Consider the following 22,209-nt stretch of genomic DNA (forward strand, 5'->3'; position numbering starts at 1 on the left):
CACTAAGACCGGGAGGCATGAGCGAGCGCCAGTCACATTTCGTTTCCGTAACACCCCTCCTATAACCTGCCCTTCAGCGCCTGCCCTACAATGATTTCAGGTATTCAATAATGTCCTGCTTTTCTGCGGCAGATAAACCCAGGGAGAAATGATCATTATAGTGGTTGACAACATCCGAATAGGTAGCAAACCGCCCATCATGATAAAAACCGCCTTTTTCCCTGGCAAATAATCCTCCCAGTGGTGTGGTTCTATATTTTCCCGTAGGTGACCGCATGGCTTCAAAATCATCAATTCCCAGTTCGGCACCTGTATGCAATATATTATCTGCCAGCAAAGGAGCTGCATGGCAGGTGTTGCATTTGGCTTTTGACATAAACAACCCTTTGCCTCTTCCTGCCATTTGAACATCAAAGCTGCCTGCTGGTGGTAATGGGACTTTTATAGAATGCTGGTAAGCTCTTAATGCAGGGAGTTTTGAAGTGATCAGGTCTGGATTGTGGGTGACATTCCAAAAGCCATTTTCAACAGCTATGGGATATTTGACAGGGTTGTTCAAACGATCATCATGAAAGTTTCCTTTACCATGCATTTCAAGGTTGCCAACAAAAGCATTCCAATAACTGATATCTCCCCACCCGGTATAGGTAGTAAGATCAATGCCTTTTAATCCAAAGGCAGCAGGAATTAGATTGGCGGCTACAGAACCATCTGGTTTCAATGCCTTTCCATCCATGAACAATACGGCAGCAAATTTACCCGGTCCCCAGGCACTAAGAACAGAACGTAATGTAGGTTCATCAACATGCAGCATACTGGCAATGGGTTGTGCATTATCAGTTAATGAAATGATGGTTCCCACATTCAGATCCCTGTTTGGCCAGCCATCGAGGCGCTTCCCTATTCCCGGGGCAAAGGAATTGTCTACAGTAGAATGACAGGAAGCACAAGTGATGCCAACCGAGGTTAAATTACCAGAAGTATTAAAGGTGCCCTTTACCCCCACCACTGCATTCAATTTTAAAAGTGCAACAGTAGTTGCCGGATCATCAAGGTCAATGGCACCGGACCGAATAGCCGATACCACATCAGCTGGCAGTGCATTTGCGTCAACTTTCAATCCTACAGCGAGTGCCGTTTTAGGACTAACACCACCTCCATAACCACCATGCTTTGTTCCTAGAATAGCTTTGTCCAAATGCAGTACGCCACTCCAGAAATCCTCATCACCAAAAGTATCATGCCGAAAGATATCCTTCCCTGCAGCAATCAATGCCGGGTCATTATCCGTATTCTTGTCTTTATTATGATCATCCTTTTTGCATTGGGCAAGAATGGTAATTGTGGCCAATAAAACAATTACGATCGTTTGATTTTTGTAACGCATAGTTCTCCGGTTTACCTGGTAATAAATAATTAGTATAGAAGATTCAAGCAGCAGGAAAAGCTTCCACTTTTTATAATGTTCATTCCTGGTTTTTTCTGCCTGCTCTGTTAGAGGTACTTAAACAATAGAGCTGTTAAAAATTAAAAGGTTACAGCGAAGGGCAATAATTTTTGAACTATTTTCTTTGACCATAACCAAGGTATGGCTATTAGGGACAAACTGTCAATTATTTGGTTCTACATCAAAGCCATGTCTAAAAGATTGCGGGTGCTTTTATGCTATAGAAGAAAGGTTCATTCTGCGCTGGAAGATTATCATAGGACGGAATGGGAAACGTTTTTTCCCAGGAAACCTTACGCAACTGTGGTTTTTCCATACATGCGCATAAGGCCAACAGCTTATAATGAAATTAGCAATGGCTCAATAAGACAAAAAAGCATGTACACTATACGATTTCATTCACTTCATTTCAGTATATATAATTTTCACAGGGCACGGTTAATTGCTGTGTATATATCAACGTGAAATTTCTATGAAGAAACAATTACGGTCTTTTTAATTAACCACAACCGCAGCTTTCATAGCAGCATGATAGATACAATGGTAAGCAACCGTTCCAACCGAATTGAAAGTATGGCTGTATTTATCACCATAATTCAGATCAGTACTGGTGAAGCTGCCATCATCAGCGGTAACAGTATGAACCATATTATCATTGTTGGTCCATGTTACGGTGGTGCCAGCCTTAACAGTTAATGAGGCAGGACCAAACTTCATGCTTGCTATACTGATGTTGTTTCCTGCAGGGGCAGGAGCAGGATTATTATTATTGGTATTATTGCCATACCCATTACTGGCGTTGTTTCCTTTGCTGCATGCAATAAACAGCAGGCTTCCGCAAATAAGCAACATTACTGTCTTCAGTGAATGCCTGGTTTTCATGTTTTTATTAATAGATACGGATGCTGTTGCCTGCTGGTTGCCTGCAAGACAGTATGAACCCTGTAAATTCAGAAGAGATCAATTGGAATACTTCATGGAATAAGAATTACACTACCAATTCCCGGAGGTATTAAAATGGAAATTTTATAAGTGGAGATTTGATAAAGTTATATTATACTACCTGGTTTACTTACTACCTGGAAACCTTTGCTTTCTAGCCCTGGTCATGGGTCGCAATCATAACTTGAATATCTGCTGAAGTTGAACTCTTAAGGGTTTCAATATATAAATGTTTACCTATCAAACCATGGTTACCCTGGAAAGCCAGGAAACAGGAGCCCTGGGGCATCATATTGCCATATAAATCACTTTCCATTATATATACTTTTTCTAATGCAGGATATTTAAATACGCGGCCAACCAGGTCGATAGGGGCGTTGAGAGGCTCAGTTGTCAATTGAAGTTTTAAAGATTGAATGGTTTCATCATCTATATTGAATTCTGTACTATTTGTCATTTGTTTAGTTTTTCAGTGTTTCTAAAGGTCGCTTTTATATAAGAATTATACTTACATCATTGCATCAAAATGTTGCATTATTATTTGATTCTTTTCATGCAGTACTGTGCATCATTCGCCTTTTACCGTTTTTGCGCCCCGGCATACTAGTTTTCCTATAAAAAATACGCGCTAATGAAAGCTTCCTGCCTTCGGAAAATTGGAATAAATTCACTTACATGAAAAAGGTTCACCTGGTACTGGGCAGTGGTGGGGCCAGGGGCATGGCACATATAGGAGTAATAGACGTGCTGGAAGAAACAGGTCATGAGATCATCAGCATTACCGGCTGCTCTATGGGCGCAGTAGTGGGTGGCATGTACGCCGCAGGATACCATGCTGCTTATAAGGAATGGATGCTGAGGCTTACGAAAACATTACTCTTTAAAATATTGGATTTCACGCTTACCAGGCAAGGGTTTCTGAAAGGAGAGCGCCTTTTCAATCTATTGAAAAAAGTAACAGGGCAGCAACAAATAGAGGACCTGCATATCCCTTTTGTGGCGGTGGCCACTGATATGGTTCAAAATAAGGAAGTATATTATAGATCCGGGGATATGTATAAAGCGCTTAGAGCCTCTATTGCCATTCCGGGTGTTTTTACACCTGTGCTGGAGAATGGGCAATTTTTGGTGGATGGAGGTGTATTGAATCCCCTCCCCCTGAACCTTGTGCAGAAAAATAAGGATGAGTTTATTATTGCTGTAAATGTTAATGGAGCATCTTCCCCAACCATGACCACATTGGAGGTGAAACAGGAAGTGACAGCGCTATGGAAATGGCTCAATCCCCTTATGCAAAAAGAAAACAAACCTAAAGACCTCTTGCCTATTTCTGAATATTCTTTAAGGGAATTGCTACTCTCTTCCTATAATATGACCCAGGATCGCCTTGCTTCCTATTTATTGAAGACCTATCCTCCTGATATTTTAATAGAAATACCAAGAAACAGCTGTTCCACCTTTGAATTCTATAAGGCCAGGTATATGATAGACCTGGGCAGGAATGCATGCACCAGGGCTTTAGAACACAACCAACAACCTGATGGGAAGCCCGAAGTTGACTAACCCATCTCACGCTTAAGCCTCAGTTTCAATAACTAATATCAGTGTTAATCATAAAAAGGTCTGATGCAGGTCATCATATTTAAGTTTTATATGTCACAGCTTTGTGGGGCGAATAGAGAAACATGTGAAAACCCTGGTTGCTATATCTCTCCTTCCTGATTACCTGAATTTATTTTTTGGAGACGGCCTTTTTACCCGGCCTGTTTGTATACATACCAGTAATTATCATTTACATCCATTCTTTATAAAGAATTCAACCATCATATAAAAAGTTTATTATGAAAACGATCGTGTTTTTTTTAATAATGAGTATTTTCTCCACTACAGCCTTTGCCCAGGCAAAGCCATGTAAAAATGCCACATCACATCAAACAGCCCAGGCTTTTAAATGCAATAAAAAAACTGATGTGTCATCAAAAGAACAGGCTAAAACCGAAGTGCTCAAAATATACACCTGTCGTATGCACCCTGACGTGGTATTGGATAAAGACGGTAATTGTTATGAATGCGTCAAATCTACGTCTGTAAAGATCTATACCTGCCGCATACACCCTGATGTAGTATTAGATAAAGACGGCAACTGCTATGAATGCGCCAAAACTGCTTCGGCAAAAGGCTTTTAGTGGTTTGATAACACTCATTCATTAATCAGGATACAGTCTTGTTTGCTGAACCAACAAACCTGTATCCTACACCTGACTCAGTTAATAAATAAACTGGCCTGTTAGGGTCATCCTCTATTTTCTTTCTCAACTGGGCTACAAATACACGCAGGTATTGTGACTGGTGGATATAACCAGGCCCCCAAATAGCCCGAAGTAAGAACTGGTGGGTCAATACTTTACCTTCATTGCGCATCAATAAAGCAAGAAGACTATATTCAGTATTGGTAAGTTTGAGTACCTCCCCTTTTTTCTTAACCATCCTGTTTGTAAGGTCAATCTTGATATCTGTGAAATCTATCAATGATTCTCCTTCATCCATGCTTGAACTTCTTAATGCTGAACGGATACGCGCCAACAGTTCACCTGCACGAAATGGTTTAGATAGATAATCATTGGCTCCATTATCCAATGCCCTGATTATATCCTCTTCATTTTTCTGTACAGAAAGGATTATAACAGGATTGGTATACCACTTTCGAAGTTTCTGAAGTACAGAGTGCCCGCTTTCATCGGGAAGTCCCAAATCAAGCAATATTAATTCTGGTGGATGATTGCCAGCCATGATCAATCCTTCTTTTGCATTGCTGGCCTGCCGGACCACATAGTTATTGGTTTGTAATGTTATCTCCAAAAGCTTGCGGATCTGGGGCTCATCATCAATGACCAATATTTCCTGTCTGTTCATGTATGTAGTTAAAGGAAGTTGTTTTTACCGGTATCAAAATAATAAACCTGGCACCGCCCATGTTACTTTTTTCAAGGCTTACAGTTCCGGCTAGTGCTTCCGTAAATCCTTTCACAATTGAAAGCCCCAACCCAGATCCTGCTGTGCCTGATATTCTTGCCCTGGAGAATTTGTGAAATACATCTTTGGTCTCTTTTTCATTAAACCCCCTTCCACTATCTTCCACTATCAGCTCCAGCACATCAGCCGGGCAGGTAGCTGATACCAATATCTTACTATTGTCCTCTGTGTGAATGGCTGCATTGTTCACCAGGTTGTAGATCACCTGGTCAAGCATTCCTTTATCCAAAGAACATAAAGGCATACTTTGATTGACACTGATATCAATACTTCTATGTGGATTGTTCTCTTCCACCCTTTTCACTATATCATATATCAATTCCACCACATCGCACCAATCCTTTTTAGGTTGAATGTGACCAGACTCCAGCCTTGATATATTCAGCAAATTTTCCACCTGCTGGTTCAGGCGCAGGGAAGCTTTGGATATCTCGGCTATAAGCATATCCCTGTCGGTCTGCGTCAGGTTATTATTCAATTGTAAATTATCTGCTGCCCCTATGATGGCGGCAATAGGTGTACGCAACTCATGAGACAGAGAATTAAGTAAGGTATTATACAATGCTACGCTGTTGGCTCTTTCTTCTTTTAAACGTGAAGCTTTTTCCAGTTGCCTGATCTTGTATGTTAGCACACCATTGATCAATGCAATGACAAAATACATGGCCAGTAGAATTTTATCTTCAGTAGTTTCTACGTGCACGGTAAAGCGGGGTGGGATAAAAAAGTAACCCCAGATCATGGCGCTTAAAGTAGCGGCAAGCAATACCGGCAGGATGTCGAATGTTATGGCCAGGAAGGACACAGTCAATAATAATATCAGGGCAATGACACGGTAGCCCATAAAATGAGATAGTGCGAAACAAACTGCAGATACCATGATCACAATAGCTGTACTGTACAGGTACTGCTTTCCTTTTTTAACTGTATGCATCAAATAGGTACTCATGGCTGAAAACTATACAAAAGTAAATGTCTATACAGGATGAAAATGATTAAAAAAGGGGTGTAAAGATTTTATAAAGATTTGAGGGACAAATGGTCCAATATTCCCAAATATCCGGGGCATCACTATAGTTTTGATCTTTTGAATATTTATTGAATGTCTTCACACAACAGGGTTTCGCTGGCTGGATTTTTAATTGCATTGGGAATCATTTATGGAGATATCGGTACTTCACCGTTGTACGTTTTGAATGCCATTATCAGCGGAAAAACCATTACCGAAAACCTGGTAATAGGATCCTTATCGCTCATTATATGGACACTAACCTTACAAACAACAGTGAAATATGTGATCCTCACCTTGCAGGCTGACAACCGGGGTGAAGGTGGAATATTTTCTTTATTCGCCCTGGTGCGCCGCAGGAAAAGATGGCTGGTGATTCCGGCTATGATGGGTGGTGCGGCACTGCTGGCTGATGGTATGATCACACCTCCTATTTCGGTGACCTCCGCTATCGAGGGATTAAAGCAAATACCATCACTGGGTCATATCAGTCAATGGACCATTATTTATATCGTTATTGGTATTTTATCAATGCTGTTCTTTATCCAGCAATTTGGAACTGCTTTTATCGGGCGTTTTTTCGGGCCTGTCATGACAGCCTGGTTCTTAATGCTGGCCACACTGGGTGCTTTTCATTTCATGGACCAGTTAACCGTTTTCAAGGCCTTCAATCCCTATTATGGTATCAGGTTATTAATGACCTATCCTAATGGGTTTTATATTTTAGGTGGTGTATTTCTTTGCACTACAGGAGCGGAGGCATTGTATTCTGACCTTGGACACTGTGGCAAATGGAACATACGATACTCGTGGATCTTTGTAAAATCATGCCTGGTGATCAATTACCTGGGTCAGGGAGCCTGGCTGCTTTCACACCATGCAGGAGAGCGGATATCATCGGCCATGATAGAAGGAGGCTTTAATCCTTTTTACGGTGTAATGCCCGACTGGTTTTTATATTTCGGCATTGCCATTGCAACGGCGGCGACAATTATTGCCAGCCAGGCATTGATATCAGGTTCCTTTACACTTGTCAGTGAGGCCATGCGTCTTAATCTATGGCCCAAACTGAAGATCAGCTATCCTACGGAGGCAAAAGGACAACTATATGTACCAGCAGTGAACCTGCTGATCTACCTGGGATGTATCGGTATCGTTTTGCATTTTCAAAAAGCTTCCAATATGGAGGCTGCTTATGGCCTGGCTATCACTATTACCATGATTGCCACTTCCATCCTGTTTTCCAACTACCTTGTCATACGCCGTACCCGGAGCGTGCTTGTTTATTTATACCTATTGGTGTACCTGACCATTGAAGTGAGTTTCCTTTATGCAAACATGGATAAGTTTCCGCATGGAGGTTATGTTACGGTATTGGTTGGCGGGCTGCTGTTTATGGTCATGTACAACTGGTTCAGAGCCCGGAAGATCAAAAACAGGTATATTGAATTCGTCAGGCTGGACCATTATATTCCTAAAATACAGGAATTAAGCAATGACAGGTCTGTGATCAAATATGCCACTCACCTGGTATACCTGACAAGTGCCGATAATCCAAAAGAAATAGAGCATAAGATCATTTATTCCATACTTAATAAAAAACCAAAAAGAGCGGATATATATTGGTTCATACATGTTGATACAGTTGATGATCCTTATACTTCAGAATATAAAGTTGATCATATCATACCCAATGACATCATCAGGGTGGAGTTCCGGTTGGGGTTCCGGGTGCAACCACGCATTAACCTGTTGTTCCGCAAAGTGGTGGAAGATCTGGTTGCTAATAAAGAAGTCAATGTAATGAGCCGCTATGAAAGTCTTGAGAAAGATAAGGTGATGGGTGATTTTCAATTTATTGTTTTGGAAAAATACCTAAGCCAGGACAATGACTTGCCAATAATAGAAAGAATGATCATGAAACTGCATTTTTGGATAAAAGCAATTAGTCTTTCAGAAGAAAGAGGATTTGGATTGGACCCCGGCAGTGTCACAGTTGAAAAGTTTCCTTTGATCGTTTCACCGGTTACTAACCTGAAACTGAAGAGAGTTGAAAAACAATATGGTTAACTCCAAACAGAAACTAAAAGACCTGTTTTTTATTTTGCTTTCCTGGCTGATAGCACTGTCCCTTGTGTATATTATCATAGTCAAATTCAGGATATTGCTTCACAGGTAATTCCCATTTATTCGGGTAAGGGTTTAACCAGGGGAGATTTCCCGCCCCTTATAGCTCATTCTATTTTCTGAAATGTACAGACCAGGATTTAGTTATTTTCCCATTTTGTATAATGGAGACAACTTATCCTTTTCTAAAGCCTAAACAAGCTCCCCTCCATTCTTAAAATTCTAAAGATTACCCGGTAATTAATTGGAATTGGTATAATATTTTAAATAATGAAGTACTACCCTTTTAAAGTATTTACTATTAAATCAAAAATTCTAACTAATGGATAGTATCAATCAACAGCAAGAAGAAAAAAATCATGAAGACCTGAGCGCTGTGAATGCAGGTAAAAAAATAAAGGAATTGGCAGGCAAAAGCAACACCTGCTTTTTCTGCACAGATATCCAAAGCGGGAAACCTCTTACTGTAAGGCCCATGTCTGTTCAGAAAATGGATGAGGAAGGAAACTTTTGGTTTTTAAGTGCCTCTGACAGTTATAAAAACAAAGAGTTAACAGCGGATAATAAAGTTCATTTATTATTCCAGGGTTCAGCACATTCCGACTTTTTAAGTATATATGGCGAAGCGGATATTTCAACAGATAAAGAATTGATCAAAGAACTTTGGGAACCGATCTTAAAGACCTGGTTTACTGAAGGTGTAGACGATCCAAGGATAACGGTTATCCATGTAAAAACGAATGAAGGATATTATTGGGATAACAAACACGGCAATGCGGTGGCATTAATGAAAATGGCAGCGGGTGCAGTACTAGGCAAAACAATGGATGATTCTATTGAAGGCAGGCTGAAACCATAAAACCTTACGGGTATCTATAACCGGGTATGAAACCCTTTCAATAATTCATACCCGGTAGATATCCCAGAACATTTCACACATCTGCTGCTATTCTTTTTTGCAATTATTACTCAGGTACCGGAAACAACACCTATCATAATTTCATCAGGCACAGGCATCACCAGTGATCCTTCCCCTTTTACGTTTTCATAAGCTCCTGTACCAGATAAAATTTTCCAGCGTCCATTCAATGTACCCATGTTACAATTCATTCGTATAGTAAGCGTACCATCCGGAAGTTCAAGCACGAGGTTACAATGTAAGGCCATACCTAAGGCTTCTGTTTGCATTACAAAGGTCCCGGTTTGGCTTATGGCACCAATAATAGAAACAGTCCCCGTAAAGGTTGTTCCATCGGGATAAGCCCCTGTAATGGAAGTATGGATAGTAACCGGAGCATTCCCGCCAGCCCGGAAAGATAGATGTTGATTGAGCTTTTGATCCTGTCTTTTATTAAAACTGCTTAAACTAATTAAAGAAAGCAGGGCTACTGCAATAACTGATGCAGAAACAAATGTTCTTTTCATTGTCAAAAGTTTAATTGTTAGAAAATGGAGTTCACAATGGAAAGGAAAATATGTTCATAGTTGCAGGACTTTGATCGGCCAAAATGGTAGTAAATTATTTGAAATGGCAAGGGATATATGTTTCCAACAGGAAGTAAAATTTTTGCCTGTTAAAGCTACCATTTATATAGTGAAAACAACACAGATCAGTTAGTTTATATATCCACCTTATTACTCATCTATGTTTTACTGTTCACCTTTTTTAGCATAGCTGTCAAATTTATTTTTATAAACCTGTAACCAATTGATCACTCACCTGCTCTATTCCTACAAAAACCACAATTTATGTCAACGATTACAGCCAATTATGCCCATGAGGTATCAACAGTAGCTATCAGCAATAGACAAAAAGTAATAAACATACTTAAATGGACTTATGGCCTTGTACCCATTGCAGCAGGAGCAGATAAGTTCACTCACATATTGACCAATTGGGATCAATACCTGGCGCCTGTGGTAACAAGGAGCATCCCGGTGCAACCACATACTTTCATGAGTATAGTTGGTATTATTGAAATTGTGGCAGGTATTATTCTATTAACAAGACCAAAGCTGGGAAGTATAATTGTAGGGTGCTGGCTATGTGGTATAGCAATCAATTTGATATTAACAGGTCAATTTTTTGATATTGCCGTGCGGGATATAGTAATGGCCATTGGTGCCTTTTGCCTGCATCTTTTATTGCGGAATGAAAATGAAAGGATATCCTGATTAGTTGTATTTGCTTTATATATTTATCCAATTCCATTATTAAATGCCAGGCAACATGCCTGGCATTTTGCTTTATTGCTTCCTGTTAACATGGCAAGATCACGAACAGACTTATCCTTTATTAGCAAACTTATATGCCTCTAACTGTAAACAATAACCTCAATAATTCCACTGATAGCTATTTGGCTAACCAGTGACAGCTATCAGCAAAACTTATGAAGTTGGTCAGGTAATCCGTTCTTGGTGACACTTGTCACGGTGATGTGCTTTTTGCGCATGGAATTTTGTGGCTGAAATATAAAACCTCAAAATATCATGAAACGTTTGGTTATACTAGGTGCAGGAACAGCAGGAACAATGATGGCAAACCACCTGGATCATGAGCTGAATCCATCAGAATGGGAAATAGTAATAATAGATGAAAGAAAAGAACATTATTACCAGCCGGGATATCTTTTTTTACCTTTTGATATCTATACACCTGAAGACATTATAAAACCCATACAGAAGTTTATCCCTAAAAAAGTACAACTACTCAATGAAAAAATAGAAAAGATCAATGCAAAAGAAAACGAGGTATGGTTAAGTAAGGGAGAAAGCCTCCATTATGATGTACTCATTATTGCAACGGGTGCTAAAATAGCACCTGGAGAAATACAGGGAATGCAGGGCGAAGAATGGTACCGCACCGTTTTTGATTTTTACACATTTGAAGGCGCATTGGCATTGAGAGATAAACTACGTGTATGGGAAGGTGGCAAACTGGTGGTTCATATCACTGAAATGCCTATTAAATGCCCGGTAGCCCCCCTGGAATTTGCCTTTCTTGCTGATTCTTTCTTCAGGCATAAAAAAATGCGTGACAAAGTTGAGATCACCTATGTCACTCCATTAGACGGCGCCTTCACTAAACCCAGGGCTACAGCGGCATTGAATCATTTACTGGAAGAAAAGAATATTGCTATTGAAAGTGATTTTGCTATTGCCGAGGTGGACAATGAAAACAAAAAGATCATTGACTATGGCGGCAGGGAAATTCCATTTGACCTGCTGGTAACTGTTCCAACCAATAAGGGAGATGAACTGATGGAAAGATCGGGACTTGGTGATGAACTGAATTATGTGCCCACAAATAAAAGCACCCTTCAATCCATGGCTTTCCCTGACATTTTTGTCTTAGGGGATGCAAGCAACATCCCTGCATCAAAAGCAGGATCTGTAGCGCATTTTCAAGCGGAAGTACTCACAAAAAATATACTCAGTTATATCAAAGGCGAACCCATGAAAGAAGAATTTGACGGCCATGCCAATTGCTTTGTGGAGACAGGCAACGGTAAGGCACTATTGATTGACTTCAATTACACACATGAACCTGTAGAAGGAAGTTTTCCTTTCAGTGGCTTTGGTCCTTTGTCCCTGCTTAAAGAGAGCCGCATGAATCATATAGGGAAGCTCGCCTTCAAATGGGTCTACTGGAATGTATTATTAAAAGGAATTCCCATACCCTTCGTTCCTGCCAAAATGCAGGAAGCGGGAAAACATTTTTAAATAACTATCAAATACTATTATATGGAAAAAGCTATCTGTAATACCACAATCGAGGTCAATGAAGAAGGATTTATGATCAACTTCTCAGAATGGAACAAAGAGATCGGGGAAGAGTTGGCCCGGGAGGCTATGATAGAATTGTCAGAACGCCATTGGGAGATCATAGAATATATACAGGACGAGCACAGAAAAGAAGTGCCCCTAAGTATAAGAAAGATTGGCAAAAGCGGTGTTGTGGACATCAAGGAATTTTATGCGTTGTTTCCCAAAGCTCCGTTGAAGACAGCTACTAAAATAGCCGGTGTTCCAAAACCCGCCAGTTGTATTTAATTATTCATTTCTAAAAATCAAGTTATGTTGGAGAATAATGGCCAGATCAATAAAATGATGATCATCCTTTCAAAAGCAACCCTCGAAAATGTTTATGCTGCATTTGTATTAGCCAATGGCGCAAGGATGGAGGGTATAGAAGCAGAAATATTCTTCACCTTTTTTGGCCTGGAGTCTATCCACAAGAAAAAACTTCCACACCTGCATGTTGCCACTGTTGGTAATCCGGCCATGCATATTCCAACCATGATAGGTGGACTACCGGGTATGGAGGCTATGGCTACCAAAATGATGAAGAAAGAAATGGAAAAAATGGATATGCCTGATGTATATGAATTCCTGTGTATGCTGAAAGATTCAGGGGTGAAGCTATGGGCCTGCAAACTGGCAATGGATATGTTTCATTATACTAAGGAAGATATGTTCGAGGATATTGATGGCATTATCACCGTTGGAGATTTTTATAAGAAGGCTGAAGGAGTAGGAACGCATATGCTGTTTATTTAAGGCGAAGAATACTTATAACGGTAAATTGGTTGGAACTTGCAATAGCCATATCACAGGCAGCCATGAGGAAATAAAAATGAACCAGGCAACCTATTGTTGATTGATACGTTTTATACCTGATGGTATTACTATGCATGTAAAAAAGATAATTATCCAATGGATCCTATGTAGCTTGTTGTTTCTTTGCTTTGGATGCCTAAAGGCACAGATATCAGAAAGAAAAGACTGGCATCTGGTAAAACAAAAAAATGGCATTGAGGTTTTTACTGCTTCTGGCGGACATGATGGAGTAAAGCTCATCAAAGTAATTGCGGAGATGAACGGTAGCCTTCAAAGGGTGAAAGAGATATTTACTAATATTCCCCTCCAGGAATCATGGGTCTTTGCAACCAAAAAATCTTACCTGGTAAAAAAACTGGATGAGAACAGCATGTTGTATTATAATGAAACGGGATTACCATGGCCAGCCAGTAATAGGGATGTGGTGATTCGTATGGTCATTGAGAAGGATGCTTCGCACAAATCGCTTCAGATCAGGCAGGAAGCAGAACCAGGTAACCTCCCTGTCAATAAGGGACTGGTAAGGGTACAACATCTTTCAGGTCATTGGATCTTCACTGAAACAGGGAATAATAAATTAAAGACAGTTTATTTCCTGGATGTGGATCCGGGAGGATCTTTGCCAGCCTGGGTGGTTAATTTATTTATAGCCAAAGGGCCATACGAAACGTTTGTAAAATTGCAGCGATTGCTGAATCGATAATTGTTTATTCATAATTAATTAATTCTCCAATAGCGTTTGCCATTCAGGCAACCTCCCCGTGGGAAAAATCTCAATCTTTTATAGAAAGAAATTTTTTCTCTTCATGTTCATTAGCAAGCACCTTACGAATCGCGTTTACTTTAAATTCAATATAGTTCCCATCTTTTTTTGTTGGGCAAACCATCAAATCATCTATAAAGCTAATAGGGGCAATGCTTGAAATGTCAGTAAGGTCGCCCACTTTTAAATTAATGGTCTCTTCTTTATGGTAATTAAAATGAAAGCGGTATTCACTTTCAGGACGGTATAAATTATCTTTTTGAAAACAAGTTTTATAACCCGTGAAATTTGAAAAGTCTTTGTATTCAATTGAACCATGATGCAATGATAGCCCCTCATTTATAGCCGCAGCTTTCACTCTTGAAACAAACTCATTTGAATTATGTATCAAAACAAAACAGTTTCCAAAACCTTTAATATGAGGATGAACTTTTTTGGGTTGATTAACAGGGCAGTCCCAAAGGTTTATTCCAGTCATACAAAAGAGATTTCCCATAGCTTCATTAGGACTATTATTAATCCTGGTATCTTCAGCAAAACCGAAACGCTTATATTCTGTTTCTGGTGCATCTATACTTTTAAAACTTATTTCACATTGACCTAAATATTTGGTATAAGTTACCCCTTCCAAAATATCGCGCCTTTGATTATCCTCAATTGTTGCAAAATGTTTTACTGTCTTACAATGAATTATCCCATCATGGTGTAATGCGCGAATATGTTCATATTTTCCAACCTTTATAAAACAACCGTTGAAATACATAACTTAAGTTACTAAAATAATATAATCATAATACTGAACTTAATGTTAAAGCAAATTGTAGGAAGACGGAAAGAACAAAGGATCCCTTTAAAGAAATAGGTTATATATACAATTTAATATAATTTATACACGTGCATGCCGGTTTTCAACTAAACCCTATATGATTTGATTTTTTCCGTAACACTTCCGAAGTTCACCTCCAGTATAACCAATATAGTAGCAATCCCAGGTTGGCGAATACAATATGTAGGTATAAAAGGCATAAAAAAACCTCAGTGTTTACTGAGGTTATTATTGTGGGAGTTGATCCCGCATGTTGCGGGAAACCGCCGACCCTTCCGCCTTTAAGCGGAATGCCCTGAACCAGCAATAAGCTTTTGAATTTTTATTTTGCTCTTCCATGCTTTTATTTCCTTTTCCCGTTTGTAGGCCAACTCTTTGTTATCTAAGGTTTCCTTATAAACTATCTCCCAATCACCAGTTTTACCAGTAAATCCTTTATGGTTTGAATTATGTTTACGCAATCGCTCCTGAAGTTCATCTCCAGTATGACCAATATAGTAACGACCCCTGGTTGGCGAATACAATATGTAGGTGTAAAAAGGCATAAAAAAACCTCAGTATTTACTGAGGTTATTATTGTGGGAGTTGATCCCGCATGTTGCGGCAAACCGCCGACCCTTCCGCCTTTAAGCGGAATGCCCTGAACCAGCAATAAGCTTTTGAATTTTTATTTTGCTCTTCCATGCTTTTATTTCCTTTTCCCGTTTGTAGGCCAACTCTTTGTTATCTAAGGTTTCCTTATAAACTATCTCCCAATCACCGGTTTTACCAGTAAATCCTTTATGGTTTGAATTATGTTTACGCAATCGCTCGTGAAGTTCATCTCCAGTATGACCAATATAGTAACGATCTCTGGTTGGGGAATACAATATGTAGGTGCAAACAGGCATAAAAAAACCTCAGTGTTTACTGAGGTTATTATTGTGGGAGTTGACGGGTTCGAACCGCCGACCCTCTGCTTGTAAGGCAGATGCTCTGAACCAGCTGAGCTAAACTCCCAATATTTTTAAGATCTTTTCCCGAACCGTCGACCCTTCCGCCTTGAAGCGGAATGCTCTGAACCAGCTGAGCTAAACTCCCAATATTTATAAGATCTTTACCCGAACCGTCGACCCTTCCGCCTTGAAGCGGAATGCTCTGAACCAGCTGAGCTAAACTCCCTTTTTTTGATTTGGGAGTGCGAAGATAAGGGCTGAGCCTTTTTCTAAAAAATTTTTTTGAATTATTTCTTATTCAATGTATTAAAAGCCCTGTATAGCGCTATTTCAGCCAAAAATATTCCACTTATTGAGCATTATTTCACAAATAAACCATGCTCAATTCACCTGTACCCTTTCCCTGGCATCATCGCCCGATGAGTGATTTCTTTTTCCTTTTAATTTATCATTACCGAAATTCTGAGACCAGGTTAGCCGGATGGTTGGGTAACTGAACTGTAGCCTGGCCATGACCACAAGGTTTTGATCGGGCAGGTCAATGCTTGGTTTAAACTTCAGGCTATTCAGCACATTATCATACGCAAGGCGAAGGGATGAGCGCATTTTACCGAATTTCTTTTGTACACCAAGATCCAGCACTCCGAATGAATTGGATTTGTAAATGCCAAACAAACCGGGTGAACGGAAAAAGCCTGACACTTCCATCGAAAACTCATTAGGTAACTTAAAGGTTTGGGTGCTACGACCAAAGAATGTTTTTTGCTTCAACACCAGCGGATCGCCTTTATAGATCGCATTCAGCTCCTGCGAAGTTGCAAATAAATTGTTTTGCATATTCCACCATTTGGTAACCCTTATGGGTAATGACACAATGATGTTAAAGGTTTTGCGGTTGTCCTGGTTCTCTGCTGCCAGTGTTTGCTTATTGGTAACAGGATCTACCTTGGGAGAAAAGTTAGTTATAGGATCCTGTTCCAGGGTGTACTGGAATGAAAGCACGAAACTCTTAAACAGGTAATCTGTTTTAAAATCATTGGAAATGGCGGGTTGCAAACCCGGATTACCTGAGAATAAGGTATTAGGGTCTACAAAGATGACGAAGGGGGCCATGTCATTGAAAGTGGGCCTGGTAATACGGCGGCTGTAAGACAGGTTAAATGAATTTTTATCATTGATCTTATGGGAGTAGAAAGCTGTTGGAAAGAAATTGCCATAGTGCCTGTCAACGATCCCTTTTTGCACTTCGGTATTAAGGGTTGAATTGGTACGTTCATAACGCATGCCCAGCTTCATGTTATTCTTTTCATTCAGTGATATGCCGACAGAGGCATAACCTGCAAAGATGGATTCTTCCAGGTTATAATTAGCTGTTAGCTCTGCATCCTTGATCCATGACCCCTGCAGGTAATTCTGTACGGATACATTGTTATTAAAACGGGAGACAGTTCCCTTGACACCAGCTTCCAGGTCTACTTTTCTTCCCAATTTCCTGGAGTAATCAGCATTGCTGACCCAGAATTTGATAGGAGTTTCTTTGCCGCTTTTTGTTAACTGGTCATAGAGGGATACGTTATTGCCATTGAAATAGTAATTATTATAATCAACAGGATTATCGTCCTTGTAAAATATATAATCGGCATCAAAACTGATCTTTTCACGATCACTAAAATTGTAAATAAAGTTTCCATTGAAACTATAATTGCGCAGGTTATGCACTTCCCTGTTTTTTATCCGTACGATTGTATCGAGCACATGATCCAGGTAAATGTTGGAGTTATTGTTGGCATCCATGGTCCACCGGCGGTCGAAGGCAGAAAATAATATTCCGGCTACCATTTTTTTATTCACCTGGTAATCCATCCCTAATCTTAGGTTCGAAAAATAAACTAATGGGTCCCTTTTAGAAACGATATCGCTTTCCACCTGTGTGCCCTGTTTATCTACCTTTCTGTAAAAGGCAAATTCCTGTTCAATGGCGTTCCTTGAAAATGAAACATCTCCAAAGAAATTGGTCTTCAGTGTCCGGTGATTAAAATTAAGGCTAGGTGAAAGCGAAAGACCATTGCCATAACCCACTGTTGCCGTATAGGTACCATTGGTACCAAAAAGTGTGTTTTCTTTCAGCACTATATTGATATAACCCGCATTACCTTCCGCATCATACTTGGAAGGTGGAGTAGTAATGAGTTCTATCTTTTCTATATTGCCTGCACTCATGCCAGCCAATAGCTGAACAAGGGCAGCCATAGGCATGCGGCTGATCTTATCATTGATCATAACCACCACTCCATCTTTCCCATTCATAGAAAGCGAATTGTTTTGCCGGTCAACAGTGATGCCAGGTGATCGTTCCAAAACATCCAACGCAGTGCTACCAACTCCTGTTATACTGGAAGCTACATTAATCACCATGCGGTCCATCTTTTGTTCAAATAATGGCTTTTTAGCGGTGACCGTAACGGCCTGCAGGTCAGCCTGCTTTTCGGCAAGCCTGATGGATGGAAGTTGCACCTCTTTTTTGCTGTCGTACTCAAATGAATCAGTATAAACAGGCTTATACCCAACTCCTGTAGACATTACACGGTATTTGCCAGGTGGAATATTGGCAAACAAGAACATCCCCGTTTTGTCAGTTAATGAACCTTTGATCAATACCGAATCAGAGGAGTTGGTTAATAAAACACTGGCATTAGGCATAGGCTTTTGATTGGCATCAAGTACCACACCCCTAATTATAGGTTGCGCTACACCGTAATGGCATGAAAGTATTATTATAAATAAACAGCTCAGAACACGCTGAAGTAGTTGGCTTGACTTACCCTGAGACATATGTTATCCCTTTATATGGTTAAATAGCAATCAACAGCAGTGTTAAATAGAGAATGGATCGGGGTGGAACGGGATCTTTACGTAGAGGGGATCAGTATCGTAGAGCAGATAGCGTATTGAATAGGGAGGAAAGCAGGATAAAAGTAATAAGAATTAAAATGGTAGTTACTATAAATATTACGGAATAGGGCAACTAAAATTTGAACGGCTTTTAGATGTGAGCGATGGCTCAGTAATATAGATAATGAATCATCATTTTTAAACATATAATCTTAACACAGCAGATATGGCAATTGAGTATCTTTAATCAACAAGATGTTTTATGCATTTCAACCTTCCTGTAACAATCCTTGTAATCATAGTGTTGTTAATCATAATCATAGTATTAGTGTATAAAAACCAAAAAGATAAAAAGGAGTTGGAGCAAAAGTTGAATGCAGATTATGAAAAACAAAAACATCATGAGGACGATGTTGATACAACTATTTAAACCAATAATGAATTCCCAGTATGGCTTCACGCATAATTCACCATGTATTTTTCTGGCTTAAAAATCCATCATCTAAAGAAGACCTGGATCGATTACTGAAAGGATTAGAAAGTTTGAGGTCCATTGAGGTAATTGAAGCTATCTATATAGGGGTTCCGGCGCCAACAGAAAAAAGACCAGTGATCGATGACAGCTACAGTGCATCGGAGTTATTGTTTTTCAAAGACCTGGAAGCGCAGCGCACCTACCAGGACCATCCTGTTCACCAGCAATTTATTGCGGATTGTTCTTCACTTTGGGAAAAGGTACTAGTATATGATATTGAGGTTAAGGATTAGCATACCTGTAATAAGAGTATTGTAAAGCATTATGGCAATAAAAAAAGCTCCAGTCACATAGGGTGCGGAGCTTAATAGTGATCAAAAAACAACAACCTCATGTTAAAACAAAAGGACAGAGCTATTGACGGATTATAGATCCTTCAACAGGATATGGATTTTTGACCCTACATAGATAATTTATTTGTTGAAATATTACAAACAGTTTTGCATTTTTTATTGAACATAATTTATATTCTATTGATTTTCAATAATAGATTAATTGAAGTTTAAGCAACTTTTTCTTCCACTACTACTGCATCAAAACCAGAAACAGCCAGTTGGATCTGCGCATCATTAAATTCTGCTATAAGCGTAAGCTGGAGGGTATTTATCTTGAAATTGCTGGTATTGGTCGTTAGCTTGAACTCCCATAGCACATTAAAGGATGGAAAACGGAGTGTAACAGTTTTCATAACAGGGGTACGTTTTGATTAAAAGCCGCAGGCAAAATACAAGAAAGGATGTGAAACTGCAAGTGAAAGGTCAAAAAGAAGGGCTGGGGTAGAAACCTCAGCCCGTTTAAGCCGTATCCTAATTATGAAAACCTAAAAAGACTTTTAACCTGAAAGGTCAAAAATGGTTTTCCTCAAAAAATAGTCCCCTTAACAAAGGGGACAATATGTTCAGGCGATAATGTGTCATAATCTGTGTTAATCGATACCGGATGCCTGGATCTTCTATAGGTTTGGAAACTGATGGATGAAAAAGCCTTCGTAAGGAAAAGGAAGAAGTTGATCGATATTGGATTATTTCGGTTACCGGTCTTTTACTGGATGGATCATACATTCAAAGGGCGCTCTTCCTGGGATACTGGATAGATTGATATAATCAATCAACTTCTGTTACAAAGCTATATTACTTAACCAGGCCCGTCAATGGCATTTATGCTTCATTTTCCAATTAGGATATCTACGTAAACAAGGGAGGACTTCTACTAGTGTTCTACGTAAATTTACGAATATTCTTTCATTATACGGCCACAGCAATAGGCTAACGGCAATTAAATATTCAAAATATTGGTCGATATTTTTCCATCAAATTGAATATGTATTTATCCAGAACTTTTACTTGCTTAACAATGATCGGATTTATTTTATTTCATTTTCTTTTAGGGTAAACTATCCTTTTTCCTGGGTTCAATTCTGTAATCCTCATCAGTTAATCCCGACACGCCTTTTTTCTTTTTTATGTTGGGTTCAGAATCTTTCTTAGCCGCAGCTGGCGGAATAATGATCACATCTCCCCTATCCTTGATCAGCGCATTGCTATCCGGAGGAATGATTGTTGGTTGCGCATAGCTATTTGAATCTAATTGCCTTAAAGTTGGTGTAATAACAGTCTTCATCGACTGTGATGGTTGTTGAACTTTTTTTCCGAAAGGTGGCGGATCAGTATCTTCCTTTTTTGGAACAATGAAGGGTGCGGTTGTGGGATGGGTTATTTTTTTAGTAGTTGTTTGTTCTTTGGTAAGTATAGAATAAACTAATAATGCGGTTAAAAAAACTATGCTGATAGCCCCTAACATCAATGGTCCGGGTTTTGGTAAACGGGGAGGTTGAGTAGCATCTACGTCGCCTTCCGATGGCATATCAATATCAAGCTGAAATTCAATACGCTTCCAGATGGCTGCCTCCATATCCGGCAATGGAAGGATTTCCAGCTTTCCGGCTATAGTTTGTTCATATGTAAGCTTTTGATTCATCCTGTTCTTAAATACTGTATTTGTTTTTGCAGTGTTTTTCTTGCTTCACTCAGGTGCCATTTCGAGGTACCTTCGCTGATACCCAATTGATGGGCGATTTCCCGGTGGTTATATCCTTCCACCGCGTAAAGAACAAAGACGGCATGCGTAGCGGGAGGTAATTTCTTAATGATCTCCATGATCTCTTCTGCACCCATTTCTTCAAGCACACTATTGTTAATGGTGGGCTCAGCTACGGTTTCCAGCTCAACGTTCTCACTAAAGCGGTAACGGCCTTTAATGTGATCCAAACCTTCATTGACAACGATCCTTTTGAGCCATGCATGAAAAGACCCTTTGGATGGGTCGAAGGTCCTGATACTTTTAAATACTTTTATAAAGGCCTGGCTGAGAATATCTGCAGCATCATGTTCATCACGGGAATAACGAAGGGCTATCTTCATAGCAAAGCCGAAGAACTGGTGATACAACCCATGCTGCGCCTTGCGGTCATTCGCCAGACAGCCTTCTATAAGTTGGTTGATATCCTGTTCTACGGCCTGCATGAAAGGAAGTGGTTTAAAATTCCTGTTGCCACCATCTTATTGATGGCCCGTTATCTTGCTATTGTGGGCTGAAAACAAATCGGGTCGAATCTCCATCACCATGGTTGATGGTATACCCAAAAGAGTTATTGTCCACTTTGAGATTATTCCCAATGACGCTCAGCCCCATGGATGCCAACCCGATCCTGATCTTTGTATCATTATTTAATAATTCATATATACCATCAGTGCCGGATTCTCCGCTTTGATCAATATAGGTTATAGAGCCATCTGATTTGTAGGTTTGACGAATCATGGAATAGTCTTCCTGGTTGTCCGCTGCCCCACGCTGGTAGGAAATGGAAGCATCCCCTGAAATATATTCGGTGACCTTTTCCATTTGCCAGGTATGGGCCATAAGATCCTTTTTAACGATAGATTCTTTTGCAGGCACATCATCTTTTTTGCAGGAACTAATGCCTATCATACCGATTGCAGCCACCAGGGCAATTGATTTCATTTTGTAATTCATTTGAATAAAATTTAAGGTTAAGGGTGATGGTTTGATTGTTTATTTAT

25 protein-coding genes and 1 tRNA gene are annotated in these 22,209 nt (G+C 39.7%); 11 read left to right on the plus strand and 15 right to left on the minus strand.

Going from position 1 to position 22,209, the window contains the following annotated elements; all coding sequences use genetic code 11:
• Positions 1–85: 85 nt before the first annotated feature.
• The 3 genes from BUA53_RS00940 to BUA53_RS00950 form a co-directional block, all read right to left on the minus strand.
• Positions 86–1,387, minus strand: coding sequence for a hypothetical protein (locus BUA53_RS00940; protein ID WP_072833360.1), 1,302 nt, complete (start codon positions 1,385–1,387; stop codon positions 86–88).
• 555 nt (positions 1,388–1,942) lie between these two features.
• Entirely contained in the window at positions 1,943–2,329 is a 387-nt protein-coding gene (locus BUA53_RS00945; RefSeq protein ID WP_217652905.1) for a cupredoxin domain-containing protein, read from the minus strand.
• A gap of 214 nt (positions 2,330–2,543) precedes the next feature.
• Positions 2,544–2,846, minus strand: a complete 303-nt coding sequence (locus tag BUA53_RS00950; protein WP_072833361.1) for a hypothetical protein — start codon at positions 2,844–2,846, stop codon at positions 2,544–2,546.
• Positions 2,847–3,064: 218 nt separating this feature from the next.
• Between BUA53_RS00950 and BUA53_RS00955 the strand changes: the two genes are divergently transcribed.
• Both BUA53_RS00955 and BUA53_RS00960 read left to right on the plus strand, forming a co-directional pair.
• Positions 3,065–3,952: a patatin-like phospholipase family protein gene (locus tag BUA53_RS00955; protein WP_072833362.1), complete on the plus strand. Its 888-nt coding sequence runs from the start codon at positions 3,065–3,067 to the stop codon at positions 3,950–3,952.
• Between the two features lie 278 nt (positions 3,953–4,230).
• Positions 4,231–4,575 (plus strand): hypothetical protein, encoded by a 345-nt coding sequence (locus BUA53_RS00960; RefSeq protein WP_139256299.1) that lies wholly within the window; start codon positions 4,231–4,233, stop codon positions 4,573–4,575.
• A gap of 25 nt (positions 4,576–4,600) precedes the next feature.
• Here the strand turns inward: BUA53_RS00960 and BUA53_RS00965 are convergent, their stop codons facing one another.
• Both BUA53_RS00965 and BUA53_RS00970 read right to left on the minus strand, forming a co-directional pair.
• Positions 4,601–5,302: a response regulator gene (locus tag BUA53_RS00965; protein WP_072833364.1), complete on the minus strand. Its 702-nt coding sequence runs from the start codon at positions 5,300–5,302 to the stop codon at positions 4,601–4,603.
• Complete coding sequence (locus tag BUA53_RS00970; RefSeq protein ID WP_217652906.1) at positions 5,274–6,371, minus strand: sensor histidine kinase; 1,098 nt, start codon at positions 6,369–6,371, stop codon at positions 5,274–5,276. Before BUA53_RS00970 ends, BUA53_RS00965 begins: the two co-directional genes overlap by 29 nt.
• Positions 6,372–6,524: 153 nt before the next feature.
• On the opposite strand from BUA53_RS00970, the gene BUA53_RS00975 reads away from it, so the two are divergent.
• A complete protein-coding gene (locus BUA53_RS00975; RefSeq protein WP_072833365.1) occupies positions 6,525–8,501 on the plus strand; it encodes a KUP/HAK/KT family potassium transporter in 1,977 nt (658 codons plus the stop codon).
• A gap of 379 nt (positions 8,502–8,880) precedes the next feature.
• The gene (locus tag BUA53_RS00980; protein ID WP_072833366.1) at positions 8,881–9,417 is read left to right on the plus strand and encodes a pyridoxamine 5'-phosphate oxidase family protein; all 537 of its coding nucleotides are present in this window, start codon (positions 8,881–8,883) and stop codon (positions 9,415–9,417) included.
• A gap of 110 nt (positions 9,418–9,527) precedes the next feature.
• On the opposite strand, the gene BUA53_RS00985 is transcribed toward BUA53_RS00980, so the two are convergent.
• A complete protein-coding gene (locus BUA53_RS00985) occupies positions 9,528–9,983 on the minus strand; it encodes a hypothetical protein (RefSeq protein WP_072833367.1) in 456 nt (151 codons plus the stop codon).
• 324 nt (positions 9,984–10,307) lie between these two features.
• On the opposite strand from BUA53_RS00985, the gene BUA53_RS00990 reads away from it, so the two are divergent.
• The 5 genes from BUA53_RS00990 to BUA53_RS01010 all read left to right on the plus strand — a co-directional run bounded on the left by BUA53_RS00990 (position 10,308) and on the right by BUA53_RS01010 (position 13,881).
• Entirely contained in the window at positions 10,308–10,733 is a 426-nt protein-coding gene (locus BUA53_RS00990) for a tRNA (5-methylaminomethyl-2-thiouridylate)-methyltransferase (protein WP_072833368.1), read from the plus strand.
• Positions 10,734–11,048: 315 nt separating this feature from the next.
• Positions 11,049–12,281: a type III sulfide quinone reductase, selenoprotein subtype gene (gene sqr, locus BUA53_RS00995; protein ID WP_072833369.1), complete on the plus strand. Its 1,233-nt coding sequence runs from the start codon at positions 11,049–11,051 to the stop codon at positions 12,279–12,281.
• A gap of 21 nt (positions 12,282–12,302) precedes the next feature.
• Positions 12,303–12,611 carry a TusE/DsrC/DsvC family sulfur relay protein gene (locus BUA53_RS01000; RefSeq protein ID WP_072833370.1) on the plus strand — a complete coding sequence of 103 codons (309 nt, stop codon included), beginning with the start codon at positions 12,303–12,305 and terminating at the stop codon, positions 12,609–12,611.
• Positions 12,612–12,635: 24 nt separating this feature from the next.
• Positions 12,636–13,118, plus strand: coding sequence for a DsrE/DsrF/DrsH-like family protein (locus tag BUA53_RS01005; protein ID WP_072833371.1), 483 nt, complete (start codon positions 12,636–12,638; stop codon positions 13,116–13,118).
• Positions 13,119–13,218: 100 nt separating this feature from the next.
• Complete coding sequence (locus BUA53_RS01010; RefSeq protein WP_084079739.1) at positions 13,219–13,881, plus strand: START domain-containing protein; 663 nt, start codon at positions 13,219–13,221, stop codon at positions 13,879–13,881.
• A 70-nt stretch (positions 13,882–13,951) separates the two neighbouring features.
• Here BUA53_RS01010 and BUA53_RS01015 read toward each other — a convergent pair whose 3' ends face one another.
• From BUA53_RS01015 to BUA53_RS01035, 5 genes are all read right to left on the minus strand, one after another.
• Positions 13,952–14,704: a hypothetical protein gene (locus BUA53_RS01015; RefSeq protein ID WP_072833373.1), complete on the minus strand. Its 753-nt coding sequence runs from the start codon at positions 14,702–14,704 to the stop codon at positions 13,952–13,954.
• 344 nt (positions 14,705–15,048) lie between these two features.
• The gene (locus BUA53_RS01020; protein ID WP_072833374.1) at positions 15,049–15,312 is read right to left on the minus strand and encodes a GIY-YIG nuclease family protein; all 264 of its coding nucleotides are present in this window, start codon (positions 15,310–15,312) and stop codon (positions 15,049–15,051) included.
• A gap of 81 nt (positions 15,313–15,393) precedes the next feature.
• On the minus strand, positions 15,394–15,657 hold the full coding sequence (locus BUA53_RS01025) for a GIY-YIG nuclease family protein (protein WP_072833375.1): 264 nt from the start codon (positions 15,655–15,657) through the stop codon (positions 15,394–15,396).
• A 34-nt stretch (positions 15,658–15,691) separates the two neighbouring features.
• Positions 15,692–15,766 (minus strand) — tRNA-Val (locus BUA53_RS01030).
• A gap of 317 nt (positions 15,767–16,083) precedes the next feature.
• Positions 16,084–18,429, minus strand: a complete 2,346-nt coding sequence (locus tag BUA53_RS01035; RefSeq protein ID WP_175545989.1) for an outer membrane beta-barrel family protein — start codon at positions 18,427–18,429, stop codon at positions 16,084–16,086.
• 427 nt (positions 18,430–18,856) lie between these two features.
• Here BUA53_RS01035 and BUA53_RS21100 point away from each other — a divergent pair, with 427 nt between their 5' ends.
• Together BUA53_RS21100 and BUA53_RS01040 are read left to right on the plus strand one after the other, a co-directional pair.
• Complete coding sequence (locus BUA53_RS21100; RefSeq protein ID WP_175545990.1) at positions 18,857–19,024, plus strand: hypothetical protein; 168 nt, start codon at positions 18,857–18,859, stop codon at positions 19,022–19,024.
• A 20-nt stretch (positions 19,025–19,044) separates the two neighbouring features.
• Positions 19,045–19,362 (plus strand): Dabb family protein, encoded by a 318-nt coding sequence (locus tag BUA53_RS01040; RefSeq protein ID WP_072833376.1) that lies wholly within the window; start codon positions 19,045–19,047, stop codon positions 19,360–19,362.
• Positions 19,363–19,631: 269 nt separating this feature from the next.
• Here BUA53_RS01040 and BUA53_RS01045 read toward each other — a convergent pair whose 3' ends face one another.
• The 4 genes from BUA53_RS01045 to BUA53_RS01060 form a co-directional block, all read right to left on the minus strand.
• The gene (locus BUA53_RS01045; protein WP_072833377.1) at positions 19,632–19,817 is read right to left on the minus strand and encodes a hypothetical protein; all 186 of its coding nucleotides are present in this window, start codon (positions 19,815–19,817) and stop codon (positions 19,632–19,634) included.
• A 695-nt stretch (positions 19,818–20,512) separates the two neighbouring features.
• On the minus strand, positions 20,513–21,106 hold the full coding sequence (locus BUA53_RS01050; protein ID WP_072833378.1) for a hypothetical protein: 594 nt from the start codon (positions 21,104–21,106) through the stop codon (positions 20,513–20,515).
• Positions 21,103–21,651 (minus strand): RNA polymerase sigma factor, encoded by a 549-nt coding sequence (locus tag BUA53_RS01055; protein ID WP_072833379.1) that lies wholly within the window; start codon positions 21,649–21,651, stop codon positions 21,103–21,105. Before BUA53_RS01055 ends, BUA53_RS01050 begins: the two co-directional genes overlap by 4 nt.
• A 58-nt stretch (positions 21,652–21,709) precedes the next feature.
• Positions 21,710–22,162, minus strand: a complete 453-nt coding sequence (locus BUA53_RS01060; protein ID WP_072833380.1) for a hypothetical protein — start codon at positions 22,160–22,162, stop codon at positions 21,710–21,712.
• Positions 22,163–22,209: the final 47 nt, after the last annotated feature.

This window comes from Flavisolibacter ginsengisoli DSM 18119 (assembly GCF_900129295.1).
Lineage (GTDB): Bacteria > Bacteroidota > Bacteroidia > Chitinophagales > Chitinophagaceae > Flavisolibacter > Flavisolibacter ginsengisoli.